General features: G+C 68.9%; 15 protein-coding genes. 6 read left to right on the top strand and 9 right to left on the bottom strand.

Translation table 11 applies throughout. The features are described 5' to 3' along the window. The 5 genes from O9335_RS05715 to O9335_RS05695 all read left to right on the top strand — a co-directional run. The coding region (locus O9335_RS05715) for a trimeric intracellular cation channel family protein (RefSeq protein ID WP_298384866.1) at positions 1-620 on the top strand (620 nt) is incomplete at its 5' end. A gap of 63 nt (positions 621-683) precedes the next feature. Then, on the top strand, positions 684-1,202 hold the full coding sequence (locus O9335_RS05710) for an O-acetyl-ADP-ribose deacetylase (RefSeq protein WP_298384863.1): 519 nt from the start codon (positions 684-686) through the stop codon (positions 1,200-1,202). Positions 1,203-1,296: 94 nt separating this feature from the next. Beyond that, on the top strand, positions 1,297-1,773 hold the full coding sequence (locus tag O9335_RS05705; RefSeq protein WP_298384860.1) for a hypothetical protein: 477 nt from the start codon (positions 1,297-1,299) through the stop codon (positions 1,771-1,773). A 240-nt stretch (positions 1,774-2,013) separates the two neighbouring features. Continuing rightward, on the top strand, positions 2,014-2,769 hold the full coding sequence (locus tag O9335_RS05700) for a hypothetical protein (RefSeq protein ID WP_298384858.1): 756 nt from the start codon (positions 2,014-2,016) through the stop codon (positions 2,767-2,769). Positions 2,770-3,196: 427 nt separating this feature from the next. After that, a complete protein-coding gene (locus O9335_RS05695) occupies positions 3,197-3,478 on the top strand; it encodes a hypothetical protein (RefSeq protein ID WP_298384855.1) in 282 nt (93 codons plus the stop codon). Between the two features lie 157 nt (positions 3,479-3,635). On the opposite strand, the gene O9335_RS05690 is transcribed toward O9335_RS05695, so the two are convergent. Genes O9335_RS05690 through O9335_RS05680 form a run of 3 tightly spaced genes read right to left on the bottom strand, consistent with a single transcriptional unit; the run spans position 3,636 to position 8,622 of the window. Further along, entirely contained in the window at positions 3,636-5,363 is a 1,728-nt protein-coding gene (locus tag O9335_RS05690; protein WP_298384852.1) for a peptidase S10, read from the bottom strand. After that, on the bottom strand, positions 5,341-6,552 hold the full coding sequence (locus O9335_RS05685) for an amidohydrolase family protein (RefSeq protein ID WP_298384849.1): 1,212 nt from the start codon (positions 6,550-6,552) through the stop codon (positions 5,341-5,343). Before O9335_RS05685 ends, O9335_RS05690 begins: the two co-directional genes overlap by 23 nt. A 12-nt stretch (positions 6,553-6,564) precedes the next feature. Next, positions 6,565-8,622, bottom strand: coding sequence for a hypothetical protein (locus O9335_RS05680; protein WP_298384845.1), 2,058 nt, complete (start codon positions 8,620-8,622; stop codon positions 6,565-6,567). A gap of 129 nt (positions 8,623-8,751) precedes the next feature. On the opposite strand from O9335_RS05680, the gene O9335_RS05675 reads away from it, so the two are divergent. Then, a complete protein-coding gene (locus tag O9335_RS05675; protein ID WP_298384842.1) occupies positions 8,752-10,044 on the top strand; it encodes a hypothetical protein in 1,293 nt (430 codons plus the stop codon). Positions 10,045-10,057: 13 nt separating this feature from the next. Here O9335_RS05675 and O9335_RS05670 read toward each other — a convergent pair whose 3' ends face one another. The 6 genes from O9335_RS05670 to O9335_RS05645 form a co-directional block, all read right to left on the bottom strand. Beyond that, a complete protein-coding gene (locus O9335_RS05670; RefSeq protein ID WP_298384839.1) occupies positions 10,058-12,205 on the bottom strand; it encodes an ATP-binding protein in 2,148 nt (715 codons plus the stop codon). Continuing rightward, positions 12,202-12,702: a response regulator gene (locus tag O9335_RS05665; RefSeq protein WP_298384836.1), complete on the bottom strand. Its 501-nt coding sequence runs from the start codon at positions 12,700-12,702 to the stop codon at positions 12,202-12,204. The genes O9335_RS05670 and O9335_RS05665 overlap by 4 nt, the downstream gene beginning before the upstream one ends. A gap of 109 nt (positions 12,703-12,811) precedes the next feature. Further along, positions 12,812-14,938: a PAS domain S-box protein gene (locus O9335_RS05660; protein ID WP_298384833.1), complete on the bottom strand. Its 2,127-nt coding sequence runs from the start codon at positions 14,936-14,938 to the stop codon at positions 12,812-12,814. A gap of 2 nt (positions 14,939-14,940) precedes the next feature. Continuing rightward, a complete protein-coding gene (locus O9335_RS05655) occupies positions 14,941-15,486 on the bottom strand; it encodes a response regulator (RefSeq protein WP_298384830.1) in 546 nt (181 codons plus the stop codon). Between the two features lie 11 nt (positions 15,487-15,497). Continuing rightward, the gene (locus O9335_RS05650) at positions 15,498-16,883 is read right to left on the bottom strand and encodes an HD domain-containing phosphohydrolase (RefSeq protein ID WP_298384827.1); all 1,386 of its coding nucleotides are present in this window, start codon (positions 16,881-16,883) and stop codon (positions 15,498-15,500) included. Positions 16,884-17,058: 175 nt separating this feature from the next. After that, on the bottom strand, positions 17,059-17,172 hold the full coding sequence (locus O9335_RS05645) for a hypothetical protein (RefSeq protein WP_298384869.1): 114 nt from the start codon (positions 17,170-17,172) through the stop codon (positions 17,059-17,061). Positions 17,173-17,185 lie beyond the last annotated feature (13 nt).

Here is a 17,185-nt window from a genome sequence, read left to right as displayed (position 1 = left end):
TCGCCCTGTCGGGCCTGTTGGCCGGCGCGCGGAAAAAGCTGGACGCCGTGGGCCTCATCGTGGTGGCCGGCCTAGCCGCTTTTGGCGGCGGCACGCTGCGCGACGTGCTGCTGGACCGCCGCCCCTTCTTCTGGGTGGAGCACGCCAACTGGCTGTGGGCCTTGGTGCTGCTGTGCCTGGGGGCGATGCTGTTCTTGCGCAAGCGGCACCTAGGAGTCGACGCGGCAGAGGGTCAGGCGGCCCCTCAGCCGCGCCGACTCCTTGTCGTGACCGAGCGCGCCATGCAATGGCCCGACGCCCTGGGCCTGGGCCTGTTCACCGCCACCGGCACGCAGCTGGCGCTGGCCATGGGCCAGCCGGCCATCGTGGCGGTGGTGATGGGCGTGATCACCGCCGTGTGCGGCGGCGTGCTGCGCGACATCGTGTGCAACGACATCCCCAGCGCCTTCCACGACCACCGGCCCTACGCCGTTTGCGCCTTCCTGGGCGGCTGGGCCGTGGTGGGCGCCCAAGCCCTGGGCTGGCCCGAAGGCGCGGTGCTGCTGATGGGCGCGGGGCTGGCCAGCGGGCTGCGGCTGCTGGCGCTGGCGACGGACTTTCGCTTGCCGTCGTGGGAGTGAGTCGAAATCGATGACGCGGCGCCGCCGAGGCCCCACCTGATTCCAGACCCCATGAGCCCTGACATGCCTGCCCAACTCCGCGCCGCTCAAGCCAACATCACCACCCTGGCCGTCGACGCCATCGTCAACGCGGCGATGTGGTCGCTGCTCGGGGGGGGGGGCGGGGCGGGCGCCCCCCCCCGCGCCGCGGGGCCTGACCTCTTGCACGAATGCCGCTTGCTCGGCGGCTGCAAAACGGGCGAGGCCAAGCTCACGAAGGGGTACCGCCTGCCGGCGATGTTCATCGTTCACACGGTGGGCCCGGTGTGGCGCGGCGGCGAGCACGGCGAGCCCGCGCTGCTGAAGTCTTGCTACGAAAAGTCGCTGGCCCTCGCCGCCCAAAAGGGCTGTCGCTCGATCGCCTTCCCCAGCATCAGCACAGGCATCTACGGCTACCCGATCGAGCTGGCGGCCGAGGTCGCGGTGTCAACGGTGAAGGCCGCGGTGGCGGAGATCGACTCGCTGGAGGAGGTGGTGTTTTGCTGCTTCTCAGCGGGGGATTTGCAGGTGTACCAACGCGTGCTGAGCCATGGTTCGAACTAGCACTGGACGGCAAGGGGCTGCCCTTGGTCCTAGCCTGGCATTGCGAGCCGGCGGGTTCATCGCGCTGCTGCTGGCCTTGCACCACCGGCCGGCGATGGCCGACGAATGCCCGCTCGCAGCGCCCAGCCAGTTGATCACCGCTCAGCCGCGCTCGGTTGTGTCGCACACCTTCGCGATGCCCAGCGCGCGGGAAACCCGCGAGGTCGTGCAGCTGAAGGGCGGTGGCAAGCTGCAAGTCAACCTCAGCGGCTGTGAGTACGTCGTGATGGCGATTCGCTATGAAACGAAGGGCCCATGGCTCGCGACCGCTGACGCTCGCGGCGCCTACCGACTGGCGGCCGATGCGCTGGCGGCGCTGGCTTCGACGAGGGCAGCCACAGTGTTCGACTTGGTGAAGGCCGAGAAGGCGCTGCGGCGGGCCGCCGCAGGGAGCGCGACGCCAAAGCCGTCCGAAGAGATTCCCGTCCCGGATGGCATGGAGCCGCCGCCTTACGTATCGGTCGAGCGTTGGGGAACGGAAGCGAGCCACCGGCGGTTTGTCGAGGTCCGGCTCGTGTGGGGCCCCGCTTAGCGACCAGGAGCACCACGCTCGTCACCGACAACGCCAAGTGCAAGTCTCGAAGGCTCGCTGCGAATGCCTCGATGCTGGCTCGTCAAAATGGTGGCCATTGAAGGGCAATCCAACGCGGTCTCGACTCGCTGACCCCCAAGCCGCGAGGGGTCACATCCATCGCCATCAATGCGACCAGGTCCCATGAACACTTCCAGGCGCACCGCACTTGGCGTCATCACAACGAGCGCGACAGCTTCCTTGCTCACCAAGACCACCATGGCCCAGCAAGTGCCCGTCACCGAAGCCATCTTCTGCATCCCTGGGGGATGGGCCGACCGTTCCGATTTCATTCGACGCGTGGTCACTCACGAGCCCAAGGGACGGTTCATGTTTGCCGGCATGGTGTTGGCGGACATGCAAGAGAAGGAGCAGGTCGGGCTCGAAGTGCACCCCCGAGATCCGCAGATCAGGCGCGCCTTTGAGCTGGCCGGGCAAGGCAAGCTCACGGAGGCGGTGCTGGCGGCCGTCGACCGCCATGTCAGCGTCGCTTACCTCCGCGCCCCTCCGCGTCTGTTGGAGGAACGGACTAAGGTCGCCAAGTTCACCAAGCTCTTGGAGGGCGTGGGGGGCCTGGCAATCAAGGTCGAATCGGCCGGCGTTGCCCACACGTGGGAGCGCTGGCGCGAGTTGGTGTCCGGGACCGCTTTCGACTTGTACGCCGCCGCCGTCACACTGGTCGCAGACCGCGACCACTACTACTCGTGCGGCATGCACAACTTCTCCCTGCCGGACTGCGAGGTGCCGCGCACGCTGCCCCCAGAGGCCGCCGCTGAACTGATGAACCAGTTCAACCATTGGCGCCTGACCGACACGCCCGTGCTCGCCGACCAACACACGTTCAGCCTCACGAGCACCGCCCCGCGCTACCGCATCCAGTTGGAGGCAGACGCAAGACACGCGGCCGATGAGCCCTTCTTCAATCCGCACGGCTTGTGGCGGCTGAGTGCGGCATAGGTTCCCGCCCTCTGCCCGCTACGTGTGACCTTGGGCCGGCGCCCGAACTGTTGATGCATCAGCCCAAGGAGAGCACCCTGCCAGCTGAGTTCCTGCGATTCACGGCACCTGACCCCATTGCGCTGCCGCACCGAATGGACGAGGCCGCGATTTGCTTGGCTGCGACTAGCACTGCCGCTGGCGACGGACTTTCGACTGCCGTCTTGGGAGTGAGGCCGTGCTGAAGTCGGGGCGTCGAATCCACCGGCATGGCGCGCCATGCTCGTCACCAGCCGCCACTGGACAGCAGGACGGAGTACCGCGTGCAGCGACCCCACGGCTCATCACCAAGTCAGGCCCCATTGCCTGGCAACTCGTGATGACGCGCATCCTTACTCCGGGGCTGTGACGCGCGTCAACGATCCGCCACCAACACTTAGGAACTGGAATGACACGAACCAAAGCCTTGGTCGCTGTGCTCACTCTTTGGCTGGCTTCGGTGCTGCTGTACGGCTGGTACGACATCAGCAGAACGATGGCTTCATTGGCCACAAATCCATTGCCTGATCTGTATGCCAACGATCTTGATCTCCAGGTGCTTGCCTTTGTGCTCACAAAGGGTCTTGCCTCTGTGCTTGTACTTGGCGTCGCACTGGTTGTGGTCGCCTCTGTGCGCCGCCAGCCAGACCGCTCGGTACGGAGCAACCTCACTTCCGCAGGCCAGGATTGAAGTGGATGGACCTTCGGTCATCGCGGTCGTGCTGATGGAGATGGTCACCACTGCCTAACGTGGCGCGCTGTGCGACATCGTGTGCAACGACATCCCCAGCCCCAATGCGCCTCTTGCCGTCTTGGGAGTGACCTAAGCGTGGCCTGAGGTTCCGCTGTCAGCGCCTAGGCGGCACGCAAGGGTCGCACAGCACACCCTGCACCGCCGGCTCCGGCGCCACCGGCGCCTGGGCCTGCGGCGGCCACACGCCCACACGGTCGGCCGGGGGCCGTTCGCGGGCGGCTTGGGCTTGCCGCTCGGGCGTGGCGCTGGCGGGGCGGGTGGCCAGCACCTGGGCGTAGAACTGCGCCAGCGCGGCGCGCTGGGCGGGGCGGCTGGTGTCGTCCAGGTAGCTCATGTGGCCGCCGGCGTGGTTGCTCACCTGCACGCGGTCGGAGGCGAGGCGGGCCAGGTCGAGCTCGGTGGTGTGGAAGGGCGTGGCCAGGTCGTGCACGCCGTTGACGGCCAGGATGCGCAGGCGGGGGTTTTGCGCCAGCGCGGCGGCGAGGTCGGGCACGGTGTCGGGCAGGTTGCGGCCGGCGTGCCGGAAGTCCCACTGCTGGATGGCGTTGCTGAGCACGACGTAGGTGGACGCGTTGCGGTAGCGAAGCTCGTCGCGCAGGTAGCGGTCGATGCCGCGGGCAAAGCCGCCGCTGATGAAGGTGCTGCTGGGATCGCCCTCGGCGGCCAGGAAGCTGCCACTCGGCGCGGCCATGCGGGCGTCGTAGCGGCCCAGCAGTTGGCCGGGCAGCAGGCGGCTGCGGTAGGGGCCGGGTGGCAGGTTGAACTGGCTTTGCCACTGGGCGGCGGGCAGGCCGGTCCAGTCGGCCAGCAGCGGCGGCAGGTCGGCCGGCACGCTGCCCTGGCTCAGGAAGCTTTGCACCGCTGGGGCGTAGCGGGTGCTGGCGAACTGGCGGACTTGGGTGACCCAGGCGCCGAGGTCGGTAGGCACGGGGCGGCTGAGGGCGAACCAAGCACCCGTGGCGGCGTAGCTGGGCACGTAGCCGGTGCAGGCGATGGTGGGCGCGGTGCCGATGTCGCAGTTGCTGTTGTAGTCCAGGGCCGGGGACTGGAGCACCAGGCCGTCGAGCAGCACGCCGGCGTCTTGCAGGCGGCGGGCCAGCACGGCGGTGCGCGGGCCGCCGTAGCTTTCGCCGAAGAGGAACTTGGGCGAGGCGTTGCGCTGGTTCACGTCGAGGTAGCGGCGCACGAAGTCGCGGAACACGGCGGCGTCGGCGTCCACGCCCCAGAAGCTGCGGTTGCTGAAAGGCGCGATGGCCTGCGAGCGCCCGGTGCTGATGGCGTTGACGAAGACGAGGTCGGTCTGCGGCAGCAGGGTGTCGGCGTTGTCGACGAGGGGGAAGTCTTGCGGGCCCGTGGTGCTGGGCGCGCCGGTGGCGAGGCGCCTCGGGCCGTAGGAGCCCAGGTGCAGCCACACGCTGGCCGAGCCGGGGCCGCCGTTGTAGAAGAAGGTGACGGGGCGCGTGGCGGGGTTGGCGCCGTTGAGCGTGTAGGCCACGTAGAAGAACTTGGCCTGGGCGCGCTGCGCGCCGTCGGGTTCGCGGGCGATGAGGTGGCCGGCGGTGGCGGTGTAGTCCACCCGCTGCCCGCCCAGCACGAGGTTGCGCGGCGTGACGGCCGCGGCTTCGAGCGCACTGGCCAGCGAGGCATCGGCCCCGCTGCTGTAGACCGTGGGGTCGTCCAGCGAGCCCTCGGTCTGCTGGACTGGCGGCGGCGCGGGCGTGGGAGCCGGCGCGCTGCCACCGCCCCCGCCGCCGCAGGCGGCGAGAAGGAGTGTGAGCAGCGCGGCAGCGCCGAGCGTTTTAGTGCTTACACACGTGCCCATAGCCCGACGCGTCGTCCAGCGCGTGCTCGTCCACCGCCACGTCGCGCGCCGCACCTTCGAAGAAGAAGGGCTTGCGGGCCTTGGGGCGCGCGCCGACTTCGTTCATGGTGGGCACGTCGAACAGGCGGCCGCCTTGCATGACGTAGCGGATGCGGTCGCTCTGGCGGATGTCCTTGAGTACATCGCCGTCGATGACCACCACGTCGGCCAGCTTGCCCACCTCGAGCGAGCCCAGGTCTTTGTCCAGGCCCAGCACCTGGGCGGGGTTCAGGGTGGCGGTGCGCAAGGCTTCGATGGGGGTCATGCCGCCCAGGGCGAACATCCAAATCTCCCAGTGGGTGCCCAGGCCCTCGCGCTGGCCGTGGGCGCCGATGCTGGTCTTGATGCCGGCGCGCTGCATCTCGGTGGCGGTTTTGGCCACTTGGATGATGTTGAAGTCCTCGGCGGGCGCGGTCAGCCGGCGCACGGCGCGCGGCTCGAGCACGCTGCGCGGCACGAACTGGCTGAGGATGGGGTGCTTCCACACCTCGGTGTTGGCGTACCAGTAGTGCTCGCCGTCCAGGCCGCCGTAGCCCACGTTCAGCGTGGGCGTGTAGCCCACGCCGTTCTGGCCCCAAAGCTGCTTGACGTCGTCGTACACCTTGGCCACAGGCAGCGCGTGCTCCACGGTGGTGTGGCCGTCGACCACCATGGTCATGTTGGCCTGGAACAGCGAGCCGCCCTCGGGCACCACCATCATGTTGGTTTGGCGGGCGGCCTCCAGCACCTGCTGGCGCTGCTCGCGACGCGGCTGGTTGTAGCTCTTGACGCTGATGGCCCCGGCGGCCTTGAGGCGCTTGAGGTGGGTGAGCGCGTCGTCGAGGCTGTTGACCACGGCCGTGATGTCGGCCTTGGCGCCGTACAGGATGGTGCCGGTGCTGAAGATGCGCGGGCCGTTGATGCGGCCGGCGCGCTGCATCTCGGCGGCGGTGTGGATGTCGCTGGTGCGGTTGCTGGGGTCGTGCAGCGCCGTGACGCCGAAGGCCAGGCTGGCGTAGTTGACCCAGCTTTGCTGCGGGATGAACTGCGTCTCGGCCATGGCGCCGTGCCAGTGGGCGTCGATGAAGCCGGGCACCAGGGTCTTGCCCTTGGCGTCGACCACCTGCGCGCCGGCCGGGATGCCGACCTCGCCCTGGCGGCCCACGGCCACGATGCGGTCGCCCTAGACCACGAGCACGCCGCCGTCGATGACCTCGTCGCCCTTCATGGTGACGATGCGGCCGCCCACGAAGGCGGTGGCGCCTTGGGGCTTGTCGGCGGCCTGTTGGAAGCCGATCTTCAGGCCCTGCTCGGGGCGCTTGAAGTCCTTGGCGTAGGCGGCGCCCACGGGGATGCTGAACAGCTCGTCGCCCAGGCTGTAGCGCAGGGTGCCGCTGTCGCCCGACCAGTGCAAATACTCGCCGGCGTTCACGTCCAGCTGGCGCACGGGCAGCGCGTCCATCTTGGGGCCCACGCTCACCAGCTTGGCCGTCTGCGGCATGGGGGTGACGTAGGTGTGGAAGCGCTCCACAAAGCCCAGCCACTGGCCGTCGGGCGAGACGGCGTACTCGCTGGCGAAGTCGCTCTTGGCCACGGGGGTTTCTTCGCGCGTGGCCAGGTCGATGCGCACCAGGGTGCGCAGCATGTCGACCTCGCTCGGGTAGGTGGTTCGCGTCAGGTACAGGCTGCTGGCGTCGGCGCCCCACTGCGGCGCTTCGCCGTCTTTGCTGATGCGCGTGAGCTTGCCGCTGCCATCGGCCGCGACGGTGAACACCCCGGTGCCCAGCCCTTGCCAGGGCGTGGTCAGGTAGCCGCCGCGGGCCTTGACGTAGGCGACCTGCTGGCCATCGGGCGACAGGCGCGGGGCCACGAACTTGCCGCGCTCTTGCGTCACCACCACCTCCTTGCCGGTGGCCAGGTTGCGCACGCGCACGTCGCCCAGCTTCTCGTCGTGCCAGGTGCTGTAGACGAGGGACTTGCCGTCGCGCGAGAACGAGGGGAAGAGCTCGAAGTGCTCGTTCTGGTTCGTCAGGCGGCGGGGCGTTCCGTTGGGCAAATCCTTCACGTAAAGCTGCCCCAGGGCCGAGTACACGGCCTGCTTGCCGTCGGGCGAGGTGTTCACCCAGCGCAGCTGGCGCACGTCAAAGCGATCGGGCGCCACGTCTTGCTGCACGCGCAGGGGCTCGCGCACCTCGCGGGTGTCTTGCACATGGAAGGGGATGGCGGCGGCCGTGCCCTGGTTGACGTCCACGCGCCAGATCTGGCCGCGGGCCCAGACGACCATCTCGCGGCTGCCCGGCATCCAGGCGATGCCGGGGTACACGCCCTGCACCGACCAGGCCTCTTGCATGTCCCGCTCCAGCGGGCCCCACACGGCACGCTCGGCGCCGGACTTCAGGTCCTTGAGGTACAGCATGCTGGCCTGCGTGCCGTCGGCCTGGCGCTGGCGGCGGATGAAGGCCAGGTGCTTGCCGTCGGGCGAGGGCGTGGGCCGGATGGCGCCGCCGGGGCCGGTGACGAAGGGCTCGCTGCTGCCGTCCTTCAGGTCTTGCCGCACGATGCGGAAGATCTCTTTGTTGCTGTCTTTGTTGTACTCAAAGGTGCGGCCGGGGGTGGCGTCCATCGAGTAGTACAGGTGGCGGCCGTCGGGCGAAATCGCCGGCTCGCCCAGGTCCTTTTGCCAGTTGGGCTTTTCGTTGAGCTGCACGCCCTTGCCGCCGTCCAGGTGGTACAGCCAGATCTCGCCCGAGCCAGCCGAGCGGGTGCCGGTGTAGTGCTTGCGCGCCGCGATGTAACGCCCGTTGGGGTGCCACACCGGGTTGTTCATGAGCCGATAGTCCTCGGTGCTGATGGCGCGGGCGTTGCTGCCGTCGGCGTCCATCACCCACACGTTCTCGCCGCCGCCGGCGTCGCTCACAAAAGCGATCTGCTTGCCGTCGGGGCTGAAGCGGGGCTGCATCTCCCAGGCGATGGAGTGCGTGAGCGCCTTGGCCGGGCCGCCGGTGATGGGCATCACGTACAGGTCGCCCAGCAGGTCGAACACCACCGTCTTGCCATCGGGGCTGACGTCCACGCTCATCCAGGTGCCGGTGCGGGTGTCGAGCGTCACCGTCTTGGCGGTGCCGGGGGGTTGGTTGACGTTCCACTTCTTGGCCGCAGCCGCTTCGTTGGCCCAGGCGGCGGGGGACAGGGCGAGCAGCAAGGCCGCGCTCAGGGGAACGAGGGTGTGCAGAGGCTTCATGCCCGCAGGATAGAAACTCGCCGCCCGCCCTGACGAAAGCGACCCCAGGCAAACCCCGAACCGCCACCGCGCGACGGGCATCGCGGTGAGAACATGCGCGCCCCACCGTCCAGACACCCACAAACCCGCATGCCCTCTCGCCCCTGGATCCTGCGCCTGCTCTTGTTGGTGCTGGCGGCTGTGGCGCTGGCCTGGCTGGCGTGGCTGGGCCGCCCGGCCGAGCCCGCCCGCGCCACCCCCGATGGCGCCTCGGCCACGCCCCAGACGCCCGGCCCGGCCCAACAAGCCGCAGTCGCCGCGCACGGCGACCGACCGGAAGGCATGGCAGCGGCGGCCGAGCCAGCCAGCGCTGCCCCCGCCAGCCAGCAGCCGCGCCTGAAGCCGGTGATGAGCGAAGCCGATTGGGCGGCCTTCGACCGCGAATGGTGCGCGGCCATGCAGCCGGCGCGCGAGGCGCTGCGCCAAGGCGGGCTCGCCGCGCTGGAGAAGCTCCCCCCTCGCCCGCTGGTGGACGACGACATCCAAGCGGCGGCAGGCAGCCAGTTGCTGCGCCGCCTGAGCCAAGCCTTGTCCGCGCGCGCCAGCCCCCGCGAGCGGGCCGTGGGGCTGTGGCTGGCGGGCCGCGAGGCCGAGCTGCTGGCCGAAGCCCAAGCCACGCGCGACCCGGTGATCGTGGCGCTGGCCGCCCAGCGGCTCCGCGGCGAAGCCTCGGCCCAAGCCACGCGCTTGTGGCGCGAGCTGGAACCCACCAACATGGTGGCCCTGCTGCACGCGCAAGCCATCGACCCGCGCCCCGCCGCCGTCTGGCTGGAGTCGTTGGCGAGCGCCACCGCCTACGAGCCCCACCTCACCACGGTGTTCCAAATCCTGCACAGCGTGCCAGCGCCCACCGAGGGCAGCCCCGCCGCCTTGGCGCAAGACATCGCCCTCGTGGGCCTTCATGCCGCTTGGCCCTTGTTTGAGGTCGGCCAGCTGCTCAAGCCTTGCCGGCGACCCGAGTCGGCCCCTCTGGCGCGGCAATGCGCCGCCGTGGCCGAGCGCCTTTGGGCCCTGAAGCCCAACGACACCTTCTCGCCCCGCATCGCCTTCGCCCTGGTCCGCGCCCAGCCCGCCCTGCGCCCGGCCTGGGAGGCCCGAGCGCGGCACGCCGAGGCGATGGCGCAGTTGGAGATGGACGGTATCGACGACAACATCGAAGAACTGATGCTGAGGTCGGCCTGCCTGGCGCCCCCGGCGCCCAAGGGCATCATGAGCGAGCGCCTGCGCCTGGGCGATGCCGTGTATTGGTCGGGTCGGCTGCCCACCGACCCAGCAGCGCTGGACGCGCTGGTGAGCCGCCACCGCGCGGCACGCGGCGGCAAGAGCCTGCTGGATGCCCCGCCTGCGGCGCCCACGGCCGCTTCGGCACCGGCCCGCCCTTGAGCCGCGCCCCCAATCAGGCTGGGGCGCTCTGGGGCTCAGTGGCGGGAGGGCCCGCCACCGGCACCCACACCCGGAAGCGGGTGCCGCGGCCGGCCTCGGAGTCGAGCTCGATGCGTCCACCGTGCTTCTTCACGATGGAAAACGACAACGACAGCCCCAGGCCGGTGCCTTGCCCCACCGGCTTGGTGGTGAAAAACGGCTCGAAGACGCGGCGCTGCACCTCGGGGCTCATGCCCGCGCCGTTGTCCTGCACGTCCACCCACGCCCAGGCGGCCCCATCCACGGTGGCGGTGCCGGTTGTCAGGGTGATGAGCCCGTCGCGCTCGATGGCCTGCGCGGCGTTGACGATGAGGTTCATGAACACCTGGTTCAGTTGCCCGGCCAGGCAGTACACCAAGGGCAGGGCACCGTACTGCTTGTCGACGCGCGCCTTGTACTTGACCTCGTGCATCACCATGTTGAGGGTGCTGTCCAGGCCCGCGTTGAGGTCGGCGTCCTGCCAATCGGACTGATCCACGCGGCTGAAGTCTTTCAGGTCCTGAACGATCTTCTTGACCCGGGCCAAACCGTCGTCGCTCTGGTCCAGCAAGTCGGGCAGGTCTTGCGCCACGAAGTCCACGTCGGCCTCGTGGCGCAGCGCGGCCAACGTGGCCGGGTCGGCGCCCGCATCCTGGGCCTGCAAGAGCCGGATCAGGCCCAGGGCATAGCGGCGCAGCGACACCAAGTTGCTGGCCACGAAACCCAGGGGGTTGTTGATTTCGTGCGCCAAGCCCGCCGCCAACTGGCCCAGCGAAACCATCTTTTCCGACTGCACCAGTTGGTTCTGCGCCTCGGCCAAGCGCTGGTTCGTTTGCTGCAGCAGCCGGAAGTTGTGCACCAACTCGCGCTGGGCTCGCATCACGCCGGTGCGGTCTTGCAGCAGCCACCACACCCGGGCCGGGCCGTCCAAACCGTCCGCCAAGTAGGCCATGCACTGCACCCAAAGGTCGCTGCCGTGCACCGTGCGAACCCGCACGTCGTGAACGAAGGACTTCCCCTGCGCCAAGGCGTCCCGGGCCAAGCGGACGAAACCTTGGAAATCGGCCGCCGTGGGGAACAAGCGCCGCAAGCGCCAGGCCTGCGGCTCGTTGTCGGGGAGGTCGAACATGCGGGCAAACATGCGGTTGCTGCGCACCACCCGCACCCCCCGGGTGGCCACGATGCCCACCGGGGCATTGGCCATGAAGGCCTCCAGTTCGTGGTGGGTCACCAGCAATTCGGCGGTGCGATCGGCCACCCGCTGCTCCAGGTCGGCGCGCTGACGCTGCACATGGTCTTCGGCCCGCCGCCGGTCGCCCACGTCGAGCAAGGTTTCGACCACGCCCACCACCTCGCCCTGCTCGTCGCGCAGCGCCGCCGCCGTGGCCTGCAGCCAGCGCCCACCCACCCCCAGGCGGGGAAAGTGCGCCTCGAACTGCCAGGCGTCGGCGTCGCCGGGCGATCGACGCAAGGTGGGGCCCAAGATCGCAGCGGCGCGGCTGCCCACATCGCCCGCCAGCACCCACTGGGACAGCATCGCCTTGGGCCCGGCATGAAACGCCCGCCAGGGCTCGGTGCCGCCCAGCATCTCGCTGGCGCCCACGCCGGTCAAGCGCTCGCAGGCGGTGTTCCAGTAGGCCACCCGACCCTGGACATCGATCACGAAGGTGGGCACCGGGTCGCGCTGCTGCAGTTGGTGCAGCAATTGGCCGGGGTCCAGGGCCGCTGGGGGCAGGGGGGTGCAAAGGCCCAGGTCGAGGCCCGTCAACAGCACCCAATCGCCCCCGCCGTGGCGCCAGGGCCGCCCCCGGAAGGCCATGCGGCGCCAATCCCCCTGGGCGTGCCGAACCCGCAGCTCTACCGCCCGCCCCGCCCCCGCTTGAGCCGGCACCACCGCGTCGGCGTAATCGGCCAAGCGGCGCTCGTCGGCCAAGTCCATGCAATCGGCCAACACCGAGTGGGCGGCCACCTGGGCATCGGCCCCCACCCCTTGGTGCAGCGCCGCGTTGGCGTACAGCCAATGCCCCTCACCGCGCAACAGCACCGGTCCGTCCACCGCGTCCAACAGGGCCTTCACCGCCTCCGGCAGGCGGGTCGGTCCGCGCGGATCGCGCAGCACACCCTGGGGGACGCCGGTGTTCACGCGGGCGGGCGGTTGGCGTCGGGATCGGACACCGCCGCCGCCTGCTGCTGACCGGCACCGGGCGGCGCCGATGGCGGCGCGGTGGAAAGGGCCTGTTGGCACTCGGTTTGGTGGTGCGCCAGTCCGGCCTCCAGCGCCGCCATCAACTCGGCGTCGCACCAGGGCTTCACCAGAAAACGATGGACTTGGGCGGCGTTGATGGCGGCGGCCAAGCCGTCGCGGTCCACCTGCCCGGACAGCATGACCCTGGCGGCCGTGGGCAGGCATTGGCGGGCCTCCGACAGGACCTCCACCCCGGTCAGCCCGGGCATGCGGTAATCGGACACCACCACCGCGTACGGACGGCTGCGGATGAGTTCAATGGCGCGCCTCGGATCGGACTCGACATCGGCCTGGATGCGCGGAGACCAGGCGCGAAAGTGATGGCGGACTTGTCTCAAGACCGCCTGCAGGATGTGGGGCTCGTCGTCCACGAAGAGGAATCTCAAGCCCTCCATGGCCACCTCCTAGTGGAACGAAGCCCTGGCTCCGACCGGCCCCAAGCGCAGGCCGGCCCACCCCCAAGCGCCGCGCGACCGCGACCCGCCGCTCGCCTCTGTGTGACGTTCACTTCGCCTCCTCCGGGCCGCGCACGGGGAGCCAAACCCTGAACCGCGTGCCGTCGCCCGGGTTGGAGTGCAGGTCGATGTGGCCGCCGTGCTTCTTGATGATGGAAAAAGACAGCGACAAGCCCAGGCCCGTGCCCTGCCCCACAGGCTTGGTGGTGAAGAAGGGCTCGAAGATGCGGCGCTGCACCTCGGGGCTCATGCCGCAGCCGTTGTCGCGCACCTCCACCCACGCCCAATCCGCGCCCTCGCGCTGTTCGGTGCCGGTGGACAGGGTGATCACCCCATCTCGCTGGATGGCGTGGGCGGCATTGACGATCAGGTTCATGAACACCTGGTTCAACTGCCCCGCCAGACACCGAACCGGCGGCACCGCACCATAGGCCTTGTCGATCCGGGCCTTGTACTTGACCTCGTTCAGCACCATGTTCAGCGTGCTGTCCAGCCCCGCATGCAGGTCGGCGTCCTGCCACTCCGACTGATCGACCCGGCTGAAATCCTTCAAGTCCTGGACGATCTTTTTCACCCGCGCCAAGCCGTCCTCGCTCTCCTTGATGAGTTGCGGCAGGTCTTCGGCCACGTAGTCGATGTCGGCCGCCTGGCGCAAGGGCGCCAGTTCCTCCGGGGGACGCCCGGCTTCCTGCGCCTGCAGCAGGGCCAGCAGGCCCTCAACGTAGCGCTTCATCGACCCCAGATTGCTCGTGACAAAGCCGATGGGGTTGTTGATTTCGTGCGCCACGCCCGCCGCCAACTGACCGATGGAGGCCATCTTCTCGGACTGCAGCAACTGACCCTGGGCCTCGGCCAGCCGTTCGTTGGTTTCCTTGAGCGCGCGGTAGTTCTCCACCAGTTCGCGCTGGGTCCGCATGACGTCGGAGCGGTCCTGCAAGATCCACCACACCTTGCGGCCGCCGTTCATGTCGGGAATTGCGTAGGCGATGACCTGAACCCACAGCGCCTTGCCGTCGAGCGCGCGCATCTGCACCTCGTGGCTGAGCGATTGCCCGCGCGCCAGCGTCTCGCGCGCCAGTTGAACGAAGCTGGCGTACGCCTCGTCCGAGTCGAACAACTCCCGCGTGCTCAGGCCCGTCGCGCCGCCCTCGGGGATGGCGAACATGCGCGAGAACATCAGGTTGTGACGCCCCACGCGTTTGCCCTCGCTGGTGGCGATGCCCACCGGCGCGTTTTCCATGAAGGCGTCCAGGTCGTGGTTGGACACCAACAACTCGGCGGTGCGCGACGCCACGGTCTCTTCCAGGGCCTGTTGGTGGCGGCGCAGCGCCTCCACGGCCTCGTGCCGGTCGGTCACGTCCTGCACGGTTTGGATGGCCCCGAACACCCGGCCTTCCATGTCCACCAGAGGCGAGGCCGACGATTGGATCCACCGCTGGAGCTTGGGCACGTAAGCCTCGGCCTCCCAGCCGCCTTCGGTCAGGGCGCTGGGTCGAAGCGGGTGCTCGTACAGGTCAGGCCCCTGGGTGATGGCCACGCCGTCCATCACCAAGTCGCCCAACACGGGCCGAGCCTCGTCGTAAAAGGCCCGCCAGGCTTCGGACCCGCCCAACACCTGGTAGGCCTGCAGCCCGGTCAGGCTGGCGCAAGCCCGGTTCCAGTGCGTCACGCGGTGGTTGGCATCCAGCACGAAGGTGGCCACCGGGTCGTTGTCGACGATCTGGTGCAGCATTTGACTGACGTCCATCAGGCTTTGCTGAACGAACTGCATGTCGCTCAAGTCCTGGGCCGTCATCAGCACCATGTCGATGCCGTCCTCTGACAAACGCTTGACCGTGAGCTCCAGCGTGCGGATGGCCCCGCTGCCGCTGCGCACCCGCACCTCCAGCACCGGCTGCTCGTCGCTGCTCTCCAGCGCCCGCAGCCCGTACTGGCGCAGGGCCGCCTGCTGGTCGGACTCCGCCCAAGCCTCGAACGGCATGGCCTGCAACTCAGCCAAGCTGTAACCCAGCAAGCGCTGCATGGCGGCATTGGCCAGCAGGGTCTTGTCGCCCGCGTGAAGCAGCGTCGGCGCACCGACGGCCTCCAGCACCCGGGCGCAGCGGTCCAACGAAGCCGGCATCGCCGGAGGCAGGGCCGCCGCTTGCGCGGGCCAGGGATGAACGTTGGCGCTCATGCTCAGGCCTTCAACACGTAAGCCCCGTCGCTGTCGAACTCCACTTGCGTCAATCCAGGCTCCAAGCGCTCCAGGCGCAGGCGCTCCGCCTCTTGCGGGCTCATGTGGCCCGCCTCCACCTTGGCCGCTTCGAGCAGTTCTTGGTCTTGGCAGGCCACCCGATGCTGCTCGAGCGCTTCATCCACGGCCTCCATCAGGGCCGACTCGGTCCACGGCTTGGCCAGGAACCGATGCACGTGCGCGGCGTTGATGGCCCGCGTCAAGCCCTCTTGGTCGACTTGGCCGGAGAGCATGATGCGGGTGCAATGCGGCTGGGCGGTGCGCATGCGGCTGAGCACCTCCACCCCCGTGATCTCGGGCATGCGGTAGTCCGACACCACCACCGCATAAGCGCGCTCTTCCATCATCGTCAGCGCGGCGGCGGGGCTGTTGGCCGTCTCCACCACGATGCCGCGCGGGTCGTTTCTGAAGTGGTAGCGCAGTTGCCGGGCCAACGCACTGAGGATGTGCGGCTCGTCGTCCACCAACAGCAGTCGCAGGGGGTCCATGCTCGACTCCTTCATACCGTGGTTTCGGGTGCCGCCACACCACGCGCCGCCCCTGGGGCGGCGGCGGCGTCGAACGGCTTGATGTACAGGCTCAGCCGGCTGCCCTCGCGGCGCACGTACTCGTGAATCTGCCGGACCACCCGCTCGTCGAAGCGATAGCCCGCCGCCAACAACAGGTTGCCCTTGGCGCTGAGCAAGTCGCGGGCCAGCACCATGCCAGGCCGCAACTCAACGGCGTCGATCTGACGATCGTCATCGGCCGTATTCATCGACTCCACGACCGCCAGGAAGGCCTCGGTGACCTCGGCCCGGTAGTGGGTGCCCTTGAAACCAGCCACGATGCGCTGCGCCTCCTTGGGCGAAGGGGGCTTGACGCTCAGCCGACCATGGACCATGGCCTGGTACTCAACCGCCACGCCCAGCGCCTGCGCGGCCAGCGGCAGGTCGTCGCCCTGCAAGCCATCGGGGCCGCCATGCCCATCCACGCGCTCGTGCTGCATGCGCACCAAGCGGGCCACGCGCTGCAAAGCGGCCAGCGGCATCAACGCCGACTCGGCCGCTAGCACATGCCGCCTCACCCGGGTCTGCTCTTCGGCGTTGAGGGTCGACAACGGCCGGCCGAGCAGCTGGTCCGGCAGGCTGATCTTGCCCACCTCGTGCAGCAAGCCGGCCACGAACACATCTTGCTGTTCCGAGGGCGACAACTTCAGCGCCGCCGCCACCGCCTTGGCCAAGTTCGCCACCTTGCGGCAATACCCTGCGGCGCCCTGCTGCCGCAATTCCAGCAAACCGGCGAACACGTCCATCGAGAGCAGGAAGTTCCGCTCCAGCTCGCCGTAGGCCTGCTCCAGCATGGCGTTGATCTGTTCGATCTCGGCCGTGCGGGCCTTCACGCGGGCCTCCAGGCTGGCATTGACGCGCGTCAGCTCCTCGTTCTGCTGCTGCGTCAGCGCCTGCAGGCGCTCGTTTTCGCGCTCCAGCTCGCGGCGCGCCAAGCCCTCTCGCAGGGCCAGCAACAGCTCCTGGTCGTCCCACGGCTTGGCGATGTAGCGGTGAATCTCGCCCAAGTTGATGGCCGCGATGGTGGAGCCGATGTCGGCATACCCGGTCAACAACACGCGCTGAATCTTGGGCCACCGCCGGCGCACCTCTTGCAGGAACTGTGCGCCGTCCATGCCGGGCATCCGCATGTCGGACACCACCAAGTCCACGGACTCTTGCGCCAGCAGCGCCAGACCGGCCTCGCCGCCCTCGGCGATCAGGATGCGGTACCCCGCGGGCCGCACGACCCGACGCAACGCGTTCAAGATGGAAGGCTCGTCGTCCACGAACAGCACACAGGGCACGGCCGGAACGGGCGCCACCGGCGCCGTCGTTGAGGGTTTGTCCGGGTCCATCCTCACCTCCCGTTTTCGTCAGTGCAGTGCCCCGCGGCCGGCCATCGACACCCTGGGCGCAAGCCAAGGATGCCCGATCCGTCTCCCACCCGACCGGTTGGCCTGCAGTATTCAGTGATTTATTGCGCCCATCAAGCGCTTTCGGAGCCCCGCCGAGCCGCGGGACCACGGCCCGTCAAGGCGCCCAGGAATCGCTGTCCACCCCGTAAAAGCCCCGCAGCACCGCGTACAACGCCGGGTGCCGCGCCGCCATCGCCGCCCCTTGCTCAAAAAACACCTCGCTGGCCACGGCAAAGAACTCG

The sequence above is a fragment of the Inhella sp. genome (genome assembly GCF_027532025.1).
Taxonomy (GTDB): Bacteria; Pseudomonadota; Gammaproteobacteria; order Burkholderiales; family Burkholderiaceae_C; genus Inhella.
Note: the sequence above shows the minus strand (reverse complement) of the source record. Positions and strands in the feature narration are given on the sequence as shown.

Excerpts from the sequence above, each read along its gene's own strand:
- O9335_RS05660 (WP_298384833.1), bottom strand. The coding sequence starts at position 14,938 with ATGAGCGCCAACGTTCATCCCTGGCCCGCGCAAGCGGCGGCCCTGCCT.
- O9335_RS05690 (WP_298384852.1), bottom strand. The coding sequence starts at position 5,363 with ATGGGCACGTGTGTAAGCACTAAAACGCTCGGCGCTGCCGCGCTGCTC.
- O9335_RS05695 (WP_298384855.1), top strand. The coding sequence starts at position 3,197 with ATGACACGAACCAAAGCCTTGGTCGCTGTGCTCACTCTTTGGCTGGCT.
- O9335_RS05680 (WP_298384845.1), bottom strand. The coding sequence starts at position 8,622 with ATGAAGCCTCTGCACACCCTCGTTCCCCTGAGCGCGGCCTTGCTGCTC.
- O9335_RS05650 (WP_298384827.1), bottom strand. The coding sequence starts at position 16,883 with ATGGACCCGGACAAACCCTCAACGACGGCGCCGGTGGCGCCCGTTCCG.
- O9335_RS05655 (WP_298384830.1), bottom strand. The coding sequence starts at position 15,486 with ATGGACCCCCTGCGACTGCTGTTGGTGGACGACGAGCCGCACATCCTC.
- O9335_RS05675 (WP_298384842.1), top strand. The coding sequence starts at position 8,752 with ATGCCCTCTCGCCCCTGGATCCTGCGCCTGCTCTTGTTGGTGCTGGCG.
- O9335_RS05710 (WP_298384863.1), top strand. The coding sequence starts at position 684 with ATGCCTGCCCAACTCCGCGCCGCTCAAGCCAACATCACCACCCTGGCC.
- O9335_RS05705 (WP_298384860.1), top strand. The coding sequence starts at position 1,297 with ATGGCCGACGAATGCCCGCTCGCAGCGCCCAGCCAGTTGATCACCGCT.
- O9335_RS05665 (WP_298384836.1), bottom strand. The coding sequence starts at position 12,702 with ATGGAGGGCTTGAGATTCCTCTTCGTGGACGACGAGCCCCACATCCTG.